The 11676-nt window shown below is 31.7% G+C and carries 14 protein-coding genes; all 14 read right to left on the bottom strand.

The window, feature by feature from the left end; all coding sequences use genetic code 11:
• Positions 1–26: 26 nt before the first annotated feature.
• On the bottom strand, positions 27–539 hold the full coding sequence (locus tag ACI5KZ_RS05090; RefSeq protein ID WP_109309254.1) for a hypothetical protein: 513 nt from the start codon (positions 537–539) through the stop codon (positions 27–29).
• A 139-nt stretch (positions 540–678) separates the two neighbouring features.
• Complete coding sequence (locus tag ACI5KZ_RS05085; protein ID WP_109309253.1) at positions 679–1233, bottom strand: hypothetical protein; 555 nt, start codon at positions 1231–1233, stop codon at positions 679–681.
• Positions 1230–1718 (bottom strand): RNA polymerase sigma factor, encoded by a 489-nt coding sequence (locus ACI5KZ_RS05080; RefSeq protein WP_406847101.1) that lies wholly within the window; start codon positions 1716–1718, stop codon positions 1230–1232. The genes ACI5KZ_RS05085 and ACI5KZ_RS05080 overlap by 4 nt, the downstream gene beginning before the upstream one ends.
• A 3-nt stretch (positions 1719–1721) precedes the next feature.
• Positions 1722–2564, bottom strand: a complete 843-nt coding sequence (locus tag ACI5KZ_RS05075; protein WP_109309251.1) for an alpha/beta fold hydrolase — start codon at positions 2562–2564, stop codon at positions 1722–1724.
• A gap of 197 nt (positions 2565–2761) precedes the next feature.
• Positions 2762–3622, bottom strand: a complete 861-nt coding sequence (gene atpG, locus ACI5KZ_RS05070; protein WP_109309250.1) for an ATP synthase F1 subunit gamma — start codon at positions 3620–3622, stop codon at positions 2762–2764.
• A gap of 45 nt (positions 3623–3667) precedes the next feature.
• Entirely contained in the window at positions 3668–5248 is a 1581-nt protein-coding gene (atpA, locus tag ACI5KZ_RS05065; protein WP_109309249.1) for a F0F1 ATP synthase subunit alpha, read from the bottom strand.
• A 27-nt stretch (positions 5249–5275) separates the two neighbouring features.
• On the bottom strand, positions 5276–5812 hold the full coding sequence (gene atpH / locus ACI5KZ_RS05060; protein ID WP_406847100.1) for an ATP synthase F1 subunit delta: 537 nt from the start codon (positions 5810–5812) through the stop codon (positions 5276–5278).
• Positions 5813–5818: 6 nt separating this feature from the next.
• On the bottom strand, positions 5819–6313 hold the full coding sequence (locus ACI5KZ_RS05055) for a F0F1 ATP synthase subunit B (RefSeq protein WP_109309247.1): 495 nt from the start codon (positions 6311–6313) through the stop codon (positions 5819–5821).
• A 158-nt stretch (positions 6314–6471) separates the two neighbouring features.
• Positions 6472–6678, bottom strand: a complete 207-nt coding sequence (atpE, locus tag ACI5KZ_RS05050) for an ATP synthase F0 subunit C (protein WP_007647348.1) — start codon at positions 6676–6678, stop codon at positions 6472–6474.
• Positions 6679–6698: 20 nt separating this feature from the next.
• Positions 6699–7784 (bottom strand): F0F1 ATP synthase subunit A, encoded by a 1086-nt coding sequence (gene atpB, locus ACI5KZ_RS05045; protein WP_406847099.1) that lies wholly within the window; start codon positions 7782–7784, stop codon positions 6699–6701.
• Positions 7785–7896: 112 nt separating this feature from the next.
• Positions 7897–8298 carry a hypothetical protein gene (locus tag ACI5KZ_RS05040; RefSeq protein ID WP_109309245.1) on the bottom strand — a complete coding sequence of 134 codons (402 nt, stop codon included), beginning with the start codon at positions 8296–8298 and terminating at the stop codon, positions 7897–7899.
• On the bottom strand, positions 8299–8541 hold the full coding sequence (locus tag ACI5KZ_RS05035) for an AtpZ/AtpI family protein (protein ID WP_406847098.1): 243 nt from the start codon (positions 8539–8541) through the stop codon (positions 8299–8301).
• Positions 8498–8923, bottom strand: coding sequence for a polymer-forming cytoskeletal protein (locus ACI5KZ_RS05030; protein WP_109309243.1), 426 nt, complete (start codon positions 8921–8923; stop codon positions 8498–8500). The genes ACI5KZ_RS05035 and ACI5KZ_RS05030 overlap by 44 nt, the downstream gene beginning before the upstream one ends.
• Positions 8924–8942: 19 nt before the next feature.
• A complete protein-coding gene (locus tag ACI5KZ_RS05025; RefSeq protein ID WP_406847097.1) occupies positions 8943–11513 on the bottom strand; it encodes a tetratricopeptide repeat protein in 2571 nt (856 codons plus the stop codon).
• Between the last annotated feature and the right edge of the window lie 163 nt (positions 11514–11676).

Here is an 11676-nt window from a genome sequence, read left to right as displayed (position 1 = left end):
TATAAGACGCTATACAACGAATAAAATTATGGCTGCTTTGGTGGTGCAGATGGATAATCCTCTTTAGGTTTTTCAACAAGATTATTTACTTTAAGATATTTGGTTGTGCCTTTCTCTAAATAACTAATAACACACTCATTATCGGCTATTTTGAATGGGAAATTAGCTTCTTTAATTGGTGACTCGTTGCCAAACTCCTCTTTTCCATTTTCACTCATTATAAGGTCTTCTCGTTGATTTAAATCTGTCTTAAAATTAGCGATATAGTCAATTTTTCCTATTTCTATTTTTGTTTGATAGCCTCTAAAATACACCGAATCGAATATAACATTGTTTTTGTTTGAAACCACATTAATCAACATGTGTATACCAGAACCACCACCTTGAACACCTGCAACCCATCTTTGAAAGGTTACTTGACCTAATTCAAATGAGACATTTTCTTGTAGTTGTAGTTTTTGTGCACTAGAACATTGTGTAAAACTTATTAAGATGACAGCCATAAAAATAAACCCTAAAAACTGCTTCTTATTTTTCATTATCAAGTGTTTTGTTTTTAAAGATACTAAATCAAATAATGTTCTATAAAAAAACCTCACTTTAAAAGTGAGGTTTTGTTTATTTATATAGACCCTTAGACTGCATCCAGGATGACAATATGATACCCATCTTGAAGTCTTAATTTTTAATTTGTTTTAAAGAAGTTAGCTCTTTTTTAATTTGCTTCCCTATAAAAACGATCAAAATTAAGAATATGCACATTGATGAAATTATGATATACATATAAAATCCATAAGATAAGTTTTCTTTAAAAAATGGCAGTAATATAACAAACCCTATTATATATAAAATTAGAATAATTGGCGTAGCGATATAGTGTGTTTTTATTCTTTTTTTATAATAAGTTGCCATTAGAGTGTTAAAAGTTGTCACGTTTGTAGTAACATCTAGTTGGTTCAATTTTTTAATACTTAAATGTTCTATAATTACTCGTATCATCAAACTTCCTATCATTAAAAAAAGAGCAAAGCTCACTAACACATTGTTATAAGCATCAATATAAAAAGAAAACCCTATTAAAATTAATACTGTAACTAACAAAACAAAATTAGTGATACGCTGTTTCTTTTTAAGAAAATTAATTTTCTTAAAAATATCTTTTGAGCCATTTTTTGGTGTTTCTACCTGTGGCTGTTGTTCCCATTTGGATTTTAAATCTTTGAATTCTGTCATTGTTTAACACATTTAGTTAATTCATTTTTAATTCTGTGAACTCTTACTCTAATAGCCTCATGACTCAAACCTATAATGTCTGCAATCTCTTTTTGAGGTAAGCCTTCCAATTCGAGTAAAATGATACTTTTATTTTCATTTTTTAATTTAGTAATACAACAATACAATTGGTTTAGTTGTAATTCCTTCTTTTCTGAACTATCGTCATTATTTTGTTCAAGATGACTTAAATGATCTGAAATTGGTACTGACTTTTTATTCCTAAGTTCAATAAGGCATGTATTAACTGTAATTCTGTATATCCATGTTGATAAACTTGAGTCGTTTCTAAAAGATTTTAAATTCTTCCATACCTTAATAAAAGTTTCTTGAGTTAAATCCTTAGATAGAGTCTCGTTACCATTAGTATAACCTTGGCACAGACGAAACACTTTTGAATAATTAGCATTGTAAATGCTGTCAAATTTGGATTTTAAAGTACTCATAGTTTATTGCATTGCTTCATTAATCTGTTCTAATAACCAATCTGGTTGATCATACATAATGAAATGTGCTGATTCCATAGCGTATTTAATGGTGTAATTTTTTAAATTTTTATATTGATCTTCATAGGTCTTTCTAACTGTTTCTTCGCCATAAGGTTTGGTCGCTGCTAAAATTATTACTGGAACAGTTATTTTTGCTATATCTTCTCTTAAATCTAATTTCAGCAAATCTGTAAAACCATAGACATAGGTTTCGCGATCTGACATTAATATCCAATCTTTGATTTGTTGGTGTCTGTCTGTATTTAAAGCCATTCCAGATGCCATTTGAGTAGCCATTGCCTCAAAATTTTTCTCATCCATATCTAATAGTCTTTGATTGTATGGGTTATCATAAACAATAGTATCGCTGTTAAAATTTGGTATCATTAAGGCTCCAGTTGAAGGTAAAGCATCAACAACAATAATTTCATGGTATTCTGCATTCTCATCAATAGCTAAGCTCAAACCTATTGTACCCCCTAAGCTATGTCCAATTATTGTTGCCTTTTCAAGCTTTCTGCTTGAAATATATAAAGATATTTCATTTTTAATTTTAGAAAGCCATGGTTTTTCTATGGCAGGCACGTTACCGAAACCTGCAAATGTAAAAATATGGCATTCTTTTGTTTTAGAGAGTTCAATTATTAATTCATCCCAAACGGATCCTGTACAAGTAAAACCAGGAAATAATAATATGGGTTCTCCTTTACCTATAACCTGAACCTCGAAAGCGTTATTTTGAGCTTCTAGTGAAAAGCTGGTTAAGTAAACTGTAAATAAAATAATGTATTTAATTGATTTCATAATCTAAGTTTTAGTTGATTTTCTCTTTAGATACAAAATCTGAAAAATGTTACAAGAAAATTTTTAAGCATAAAAAAAACCTAACTCGTTAAAGTTAGGTTTTTGTTTTATTTAGATTCTTCGCTTTCGCTTTGAGTGATAATTACATGTTTAATGCTTTCGCCCTTTTAAACATTAGAAAAACTCAATTAATTTTTCTAATTATTCAATGCCTCAGCTCCACCAACTATCTCAAGAATTTCATTGGTAATAGAAGCTTGACGTGCTTTATTGTAAGTTAATTTTAATTGATCTCTTAACTCAGTTGCATTGTCTGTTGCTTTATGCATAGCAGTCATACGAGCTCCATGCTCACTTGCAAAAGAATCTCTAATACTTTTAAATAACTGTGTCTTTAAAGACTTTGGAATTAATTGCTCTACGATTTCAATTTTTGAAGGCTCAAAAATATAATCTAAGTTTACATTGACATCTGCTTCAACAGGTACAATTGGTAAGAATTGTTCCGTCATGATTTCTTGAGTCGCCGCATTTTTAAATTTATTATAAACAATTACGATTTTATCGTACTCGCCTTCAGTAAACATATTCATTAAGCGTTTTGCAACATTTGCAACGTTATCAAAGGTTAAATCGTCAAACAATTCACTGTAATTACCAACTACAATTTGTTTTTTTGAAAACGCGTCATTAGCTTTCTTTCCAATAGCTAAAACAGATACTTTTTTACCAGCATATGTATTACTAATTAGGTTTTGCGTTTGCTTTATTATATTTGAATTAAAAGCACCACACAACCCTCTATTAGACGTAATTGAAACAATTAAAACGTTATTAACTTCACGTTGATCAGAATATTTGCTTCCTGAATCTGCATCTAAAGTAGCACTTAAACTTTGTAAAAGTTCAGTCAATTTATCTGCATAAGGACGCATAGCTGTAATAGCATCTTGTGCCTTCTTTAATTTTGCAGCAGAAACCATTTTCATGGCACTAGTAATCTGCATGGTAGAAGATACCGATGATATTCTGTTACGTATTTCTTTTAAATTTGCCATATTTTAAAATATGAAATAAAATTCCCACTCTCGTGGGAATATTAATTATGCTTTATACTTTTCTGATAAATCTTTTGCTACAGTCATTAAAGTATCTGTAACCTCATCAGTTAATTTACCTGCTTTTAAAGTTGCTAACACATCGCTATGTTTCGCCTTTAAGAATTCTAAATAATCGCGTTCGAATTCTTTTACTTTCTCTACAGGAACATCTTTTAATAAGTTTTTAGATCCCGCATAAATAATAGCTACTTGATCTTCAACTTTAAACGGATCGTTTTGTGCTTGTTTTAAGATTTCAACGTTACGCTTACCTTTATTAATTACATTTAAAGTAACGGCATCTAAATCAGATCCAAATTTCGCGAATGCTTCTAATTCACGATACTGAGCCTGATCTAATTTTAACGTACCAGATACTTTTTTCATGGATTTAATCTGAGCATTACCACCAACACGAGATACCGAAATACCTACGTTAATTGCTGGACGTACACCAGAGTTAAATAAATCTCCATCTAAGAAAATTTGTCCATCTGTAATTGAAATTACGTTTGTTGGAATATATGCTGAAACGTCACCTGCTTGAGTTTCAATAATTGGTAATGCTGTTAAAGAACCACCACCTTTAACCAAAGGTTTTAAAACATCTGGAAGGTCATTCATTTCTTTAGCAATTGCATCATTATTAATAATTTTTGCAGAACGCTCTAATAATCTTGAGTGTAAGTAAAATACATCACCAGGATAAGCTTCACGTCCTGGAGGGCGACGTAATAATAAAGAAACCTCACGGTAAGCAACGGCTTGTTTTGATAAATCATCAAATACAATTAATGCTGGACGACCAGTGTCTCTAAAATACTCTCCAATAGATGCTCCTGTAAAAGGTGCATAAACTTGCATGGCTGCAGGATCTGATGCATTTGCTGCAACTATTGTTGTGTAAGCTAAAGCGCCTTTTTCTTCTAAAGTTTTAGCAATTAAAGCTACTGTTGAAGCCTTTTGACCTATAGCTACATATATACAATATACTGGATTTCCAGCATCGTAAAATTCTTTTTGATTAATAATAGCATCAATACAAACAGCTGTTTTACCTGTTTGTCTATCTCCAATTACCAACTCACGTTGACCTCTACCAACTGGAATCATGGCATCAATAGCTTTAATTCCTGTTTGCAATGGTTCTGTTACTGGTTCTCTGTAGATAACACCAGGAGCTTTACGCTCTAAAGGCATCTCATAAGTTTCACCAGCAATTGGTCCTTTACCATCGATTGGGTTTCCTAACGTATCTACAACACGTCCAACAATACCTTCACCTACTTTAACAGATGCGATACGTTCTGTACGTTTTACTGTAGAACCTTCTCTTACTCCTACCGAAGTTCCTAATAATACAATACCTACGTTATCTTCTTCAAGATTCAGTACAATACCTTCTAAGCCTCCTTCAAATTCTACTAACTCACCATATTGAGCGTTAGCTAATCCATAAGCTCGTACAATACCATCTCCTACTGTTAGTACTGTTCCAACCTCATCTAATGTCGCTCCTGCTTCAAATCCTGAAAGTTGTTGTTTTAAGATTGCTGATATTTCAGCCGGTTTTACTTCTGCCATCTTATTTAATATTTAGATAAAAATATCTTAGTTTAATGTAAATTCTCTTTTTAACTTATTTAATTTGTTTGCAATACTTGCATTGTATTGAATATCTCCAACACGTAAAATAAAACCTCCCAATATACTTTCGTCTATGGTGCTTTTTATTTCAACATCTTTTCCTGTAAGCCCTTTTACTTTAGCTAACACCTTAACTCTTAAATCGTCTGTTAAAGGTATTGCTGTTGTAACTTGTGCTATTTGAGTTCCTGTTAATTCGTCAAATAACAGATTGTATTTTAAAGCTACTTGCTCTAAAAGTGGCAATCTTTTATTTGTAATTAAGGTGTCAATTAAATTATTTGTAATTTCATTAGCGTCTTTAAAGATATCTAATAAAATTGTTTTTTTAATTGAAGAACCCACTACAGGATTTTGAAGCATATCGTTTAAGTCTTTGCTTTCTGCAATAGTTTTAGTAATTAGCTTCATATCATTATTTACAGCTTTAGCTGTATTTTTATCTGATGCTAAACTTAAAACTGCTTTTGCATAACGTATTGCTGCTCTTGCTCCTGCCATTATATCTTAGTTTAATTTTGCTTCACCTAACATAGACTCAACCAATTGTATTTGCTTGTCTTTATTAGATAATTCTGCACGTACTACTTTTTCAGCGATTTCTATAGATAATCCTGCAACATGGTTTTTAAGTTCAGCCATGGCAGCTTTCTTTTCACTTTCAATGGCAGCTTGAGCCTGTTCTATTATTTTATTAGCTTGAGCCTGAGCTTCATCTTTAGCGTCATCAATCATTTTAACTTTAATATCACGAGCTTCTTTAAGTAAAGCTTCACGTTCTGCTCTAGCTTCTTTTAAAATACGTTCGTTATCTGCATGAAGGTTCTCCATCTCTTTACGAGCGTTTTCTGCAGATGCTAATGCTTTTTTTATACCTTCTTCTCTATCGCTTACGGCTCCAAGAATAGGTTTCCAAGCAAACTTTTTTAAGATAATAAGCAAAAACAAAAATGTAATTACTGTCCAAAAGACAAGTCCTAAACCGGGTGTAATTAAATCCATTTCTTAATTTATTTAGTTTTTTAATCCCACGTGTGGGTTCAATTTTATGAGGCAAGCCTCAAATTTAAAATTATTTCCTATGTCCTCCCTTAAGGATGATGAAATTTAATTAAAATATAGAGGTAACCAACCGTTACCTCTATACTTCATAATCATAATTAAACGATTAATGCAGCAACAACACCAAAAAGTGCTACTGCTTCTACGAAAGCTGCTAAAATAAGCGCTGAAGTTTGGATTTTTCCTTGGATTTCCGGTTGACGTGCCATGGCATCCATAGCAGAACCACCGATTCTTCCAATTCCCATTCCAGCTCCAATTGCTGCTAAACCAGCTCCGATTGCTGCGATTCCTGTAATAGTCATAGTTATAAAATTTAAATTAATTAATGATGAGCTTCTTCGGTTGCCATGCCAATATACAAGGCAGACAACACGGTAAATATATATGCTTGAATTGCAGTAACTACAATTTCTATTAATCCGATAAATAATGCGAACGCTACTGAAACTGGTGCTACAGCAATGGTCTCAAAAATAAATATTAAAGACATTAAGGCTAAAATAATAATATGTCCTGCTGTAATATTTGCAAATAAACGAATCATTAAAGAGATTGGTTTAACAAACATTCCAACTATTTCTATAGGCATTAAAAATATTTTCATTGGAACAGGAACTCCTGGCATCCAGAAAATATGTTTCCAATAGTTTTTATTTCCACTAATGGTTGTAATAATAAAAGTAAATACTGCCAAGGTTAAGGTAAAGGCAATGTTTCCACTTACGTTTGCTCCATTAATAATTGGAATCAATCCAAAAATATTATTAATCCATATAAAGAAAAATACGGTTAATAAATATGGCATGTATTTTTTGTATTTATGCTCTCCAATCATTGGTTTTGCAATCTCGTCGCGTACAAAAACAATTAATGGTTCCATAAACCCAGCGATTCCAGTTGGAACCTTGTTATTAGATTTTTTATAAACTCTAGCTGTAGATATAAAAACAAGTAATAAAGCAATTACCGAAATCCACATCATAAACACATTTCGTGTAATTGACAAGTCTGTTGGTAAGCTAGCATTAGTTGGATGGTGTTCTGCATCGAAAGAAACCTCCTGAGCATCAACATCTAACTGATATATTTTTTCGTGAAATTTTACGAATTTCATACCATCTTTCTCTACAATATGAGATCCTGAATCGTCGTGATGAAACTCGCTAGACATGAAGGTTGTTAATCCTTGATCTGTCCACAGAATAATAGGTAAAGCAATGGTAATTGGTTTACCATTCCAATCAACAACATGAAACTCATGCGCATCCTTAACGTGATGCATAATCATTTCTTTGGCATTGAACTCTTTATCGTTCTCGTTCTCTGGGTTTTCTGATGCATGTCCAACAAATGTAGTTGCTATAAATACTGCAGAAAAAAATACGTTTTTAAAGGTGCTTAATGTCATTATGTATTGATTAAAAATACCTTGCTTTAAATTCCGTGCAAATGTACGTACATTATATTAAATGTCAAACACTTTTTTAATGATTATTTAAAGCCTTGTTTTTAGAGGGTTTTCAAGGCTTTTTTTGAAGGAAACTTGTTAAAGAAAAGACTTCAAAAAACAAGTATAAAAAGTAAGGGATAAAAAAGTTGAATACATCTGGCTGTTTATGTTCTGTATCTGATAACAAAACTGGGAGTAAAAAAACGATAGCTAAAATCATTTTTAAGAAGGTAAACCCCATAAATAAGTTGAAAATTTCGGTTTTCCCTCTAGAGTATTGAAAATTAATGACTGAATATAATAAGGTGGTAACCACAAAATGAAAGACATATACTTGCCATAAAGGAATAATAAAGTTGATATTTTCAGCAAAATGAAATAGCAAATAACTGTGTATCCCAAATAAAATAAGGGTTACTGCTATATTTTGAATTAAAAACGAAAGTTGTCTAGATTTAAAAGCTGGATTCATTTAATTGTCTTCTTTTGAGATTGCAATAATACGTCTTATTACAAAAACAATAGCAAAAATTACAAACACTAAAGATAGAATAATGGTGTAGAGGTTGTGTTTGTTTGGAAAAGCATCGTCTAATTTTACACCAATAAAAGCCCCAATGCCAATAATAGCAAACATTTGGAAAGCAATACTGGAATAACGAGCGTAAGTATTAAGCTGTTTCTTGTCCGGATTTTGGGAGTTCTTTTTGTTCACTTCTAGAGTTAAAATCTTTTACAGCGCCTTTCATAGCACAAGTTACATTAAATGTTGCACCAGGCTCCACTTCTAGTTTTCCTAAAACAACTTCACCTTCTATATGTGCTGTAGATTTTAAAGATAAAGTTCCAGACAACGATAATTTACCTGAAAATTTCCCTTCAAAATAAGCATCAGTACCACTTAAAGTTCCTTTAACATATCCTGTCTTACCAACAACTACTTTTCCAGGTGTTTTTAAATTCCCTTCAATAGTTCCATCTATTCTTAAATCGCCTTCACTTGTTAAATCTCCAACAATTTTTGTGCCTTTAGAGACAATATTTTGACTTGATGTTAATTCAAGGCTTGTTTTGTCTTTTTTATTTTCAGAAAACATAATGAACTGTTTTTAATAGTTATTCAATATTTAAATACTCATCAAAATTCTTGTGAATTTGTATGATTCTGTAATTAGTAGAAGACACAGCAAAATGATCATGCTTTATTTTATCTTTCTTTTTCTCCTCTAATGATTCGGCATAACCTAGAGCTCCATCTTTACTTTTTAATCCATGGATAATAACAAAGGTTGTCGTTGGATTATAAATATCTTCAGAAATGGATAAATTATAAACGTTTACTTTTTCAATTTCTTTATCTAAAGCTGTTTTAAACGCCTCTATGGCTTCTTTAGTTGTATTGGTGAAATAGTAAACTACTTTGTAATTATCATCTGTTTCACTATCTACAAACTCTTTATTTGCTAATTTAGGTAACACATTGTCTATTATCTCTTGAGCCCTTACACCTTCTGGAGTATTCGCATAATTTAACGCTACAAAATTTAGCGCATTGCTATAGGCATCAAAACCATTCAGTCTTCCAGTTGCAGTTGCTTTAAGCAATTCGAATTTAGGTACCATTGGGTCTCCTTCAAAAGCTGTAATATATTCGTCGCTTTGTGTAATGACCTCACTGAATTCTTGATTCTCTAGCTTGTTGAATAATTTGGTGTAAATGTTTTCCGGACTGTTTTCATCTTTCGCTGCTCCTGCTTCTGGATTCAATAAAATGGCTGCATAACGTGAGTCTGGATAATTAGCTATAATATCGTTTTTAGCTATAGTTGCTTCGTCATTTTCTTCTAATAAAGCATATAATTTATACAAATTATATTTAGACGGGAGCACCAATTTTTCTTCTGGTTCTTGGTTTAATAAGTGTTGAAATGTTTCTTTAGAAAGCTCATACTCCTTAAACTTTTCTTTATAAATAACAGCTAACTGATAGTATGCAAAATTTCTTTCTTTTATAATACTATCTATTTTTTTCTGGTCTGTTGGTATTTTATCTATATAATATTCTGGGTTGAACAATTCGTTTTCGGCCACAGCTACTGCTACTGTGTTTAGGGTTTCTTTATTGATAAAAGATTTACTTTTTGTAGACCACCTCCAGTCATCTTCTAAGGCTCGATCTCCCCAATTTTTTATAAAATCGTTTTTTCCATAAGCCACGGTTGTGGGATTATAAAAATAAAAACTTGATCCCCCAGGAGGGCCGTTTGGGCCTCTACTTAAAGTCATAGATTTAGCACTTTTTGCTTCAAAATCATTATTTGCGAAATTGTTAGCAAACTCTTTGTTGCGTTCTTGTATTTCTTCCTCTTCTTTTTCTTTTTCTGCTTGAATTTTTAATTGCTCTGTGTAGTTTTCAAAATAAGCCAATTGATCTTCATAAGATAAAGCTGTAAGCGATAAAATACTATCATTAACAACAGCAATGTCTTCGTAATAAATAACATCGTCTAAGTTGTCTCTTTTACGTTTAATAATTCTAAAAGGCTTGCTATCTTTAACCATATTGGTCATTGTACTATCAAAATAAGCACCTGCTATTTTATATTCGGAATAATCGAAAAAGTAATCTCCAAGAATTTCATAATTAATTGCTTTTAATTTTTTATCAGCCGAATTGGTACGTAAGGATCTGTTATAATATTCTACCGCAAGAGAGTCGGATGCTATAGTGCGATAATAATCCCCTATTTGATGGTAAATTTTATCTAAAAACGGTCTGTTTTCTCTATTCTCTTCAATCTCTGTAAGTGTTTCTAGGATAATTTCTCTATTATCTTCTGAAATACTTAGATTATTAGCTTGTTCTAAATGAGCAGCGATTAAATAAATACGAGGGGTTTTTCGGTTTAATTTAATAACTTGTCCAAAAGCTATATTGGCACTGTCTTTATATCCAAGTCGGTTATAAAGCTGTCCCTGAATATATCTATAACGACCTCTTTCGTCGTTGTTTTTAGTGTTAAGGCTTGCTATGTTTAGTTGTGTAACGGCACTATCAAGAGATTTTAAATTTATATAAGCTTGAGCAAGTGTTGATGTAGCATCTGCTAAATCTTGATCTTTTAATTCTTCTTGCTCGAGTAAACGTTTTAAGTTTTCTATAGCAAGTTGATCGTTTTCTAATCTAAGATTTGTTTTTTCTCTCCAAATTTTTGCTTGATTGATTTTATCGCTTGCTGCATATTTATATAAAATGTAGTTGAAGGCTTCTAAAGCTGGCACGAACCTTTGGTCGAAATATCTAGATTTTCCTAAGAGCAAATAGGCTTCATCCATTTGTGGGTTGACTTCTTTGCCTTGAATATTCATACTGTGCATTTGAATGGCTTTAACTGCTTTTTCTTCTGCACGACTGAAGCTTTCGTTTTTGTTTTGACCAGGGAGTATCACCTCATCATCTACTTGCATACGCTCTACTGGAAGTATATCCCAATAATTATCTTGGTAAGATTCGTTTAATCCTATTCGTCCTTCTTCTAAAGCAATGTATCCATTATATAACGTATTGTCTTTGGCAGATAATGCATGATAATTTCTGCTAATAAATGAGTCTTTTTTTCGTGAACAACTCGAAATAAAAAGAGCGACACAGAACAGGAATGATATGATTCTAAAAGATGTACGCAATGTTGAAAGTATTAGGTTTAAATATAAACTATAAATAGCTACATATATTATGTATAGCCGTAAAAATAAGGCATCTTTTTGAATTATTTGTAAAGAAATATACCAAATATAACTCTGCGGGAAATATAATAAATATTATAGATTGTTTTTTTAGATAAAAAAC

The sequence above is a fragment of the Xanthomarina sp. GH4-25 genome (genome assembly GCF_045363175.1).
In the GTDB taxonomy this organism is placed as follows: Bacteria; Bacteroidota; Bacteroidia; order Flavobacteriales; family Flavobacteriaceae; genus Xanthomarina.
The sequence above is the reverse complement of the archived record's forward strand: the minus strand, read 5'-3'. Positions and strand labels throughout refer to the sequence as shown.

Coding starts and splice junctions, on each gene's coding strand:
- ACI5KZ_RS05090 (WP_109309254.1), bottom strand. CDS start 539: ATGAAAAATAAGAAGCAGTTTTTAGGGTTTATTTTTATGGCTGTCATC.
- ACI5KZ_RS05085 (WP_109309253.1), bottom strand. CDS start 1,233: ATGACAGAATTCAAAGATTTAAAATCCAAATGGGAACAACAGCCACAG.
- ACI5KZ_RS05080 (WP_406847101.1), bottom strand. CDS start 1,718: ATGAGTACTTTAAAATCCAAATTTGACAGCATTTACAATGCTAATTAT.
- ACI5KZ_RS05075 (WP_109309251.1), bottom strand. CDS start 2,564: ATGAAATCAATTAAATACATTATTTTATTTACAGTTTACTTAACCAGC.
- atpG (WP_109309250.1), bottom strand. CDS start 3,622: ATGGCAAATTTAAAAGAAATACGTAACAGAATATCATCGGTATCTTCT.
- atpA (WP_109309249.1), bottom strand. CDS start 5,248: ATGGCAGAAGTAAAACCGGCTGAAATATCAGCAATCTTAAAACAACAA.
- atpH (WP_406847100.1), bottom strand. CDS start 5,812: ATGGCAGGAGCAAGAGCAGCAATACGTTATGCAAAAGCAGTTTTAAGT.
- ACI5KZ_RS05055 (WP_109309247.1), bottom strand. CDS start 6,313: ATGGATTTAATTACACCCGGTTTAGGACTTGTCTTTTGGACAGTAATT.
- atpE (WP_007647348.1), bottom strand. CDS start 6,678: ATGACTATTACAGGAATCGCAGCAATCGGAGCTGGTTTAGCAGCAATT.
- atpB (WP_406847099.1), bottom strand. CDS start 7,784: ATGACATTAAGCACCTTTAAAAACGTATTTTTTTCTGCAGTATTTATA.
- ACI5KZ_RS05040 (WP_109309245.1), bottom strand. CDS start 8,298: ATGAATCCAGCTTTTAAATCTAGACAACTTTCGTTTTTAATTCAAAAT.
- ACI5KZ_RS05030 (WP_109309243.1), bottom strand. CDS start 8,923: ATGTTTTCTGAAAATAAAAAAGACAAAACAAGCCTTGAATTAACATCA.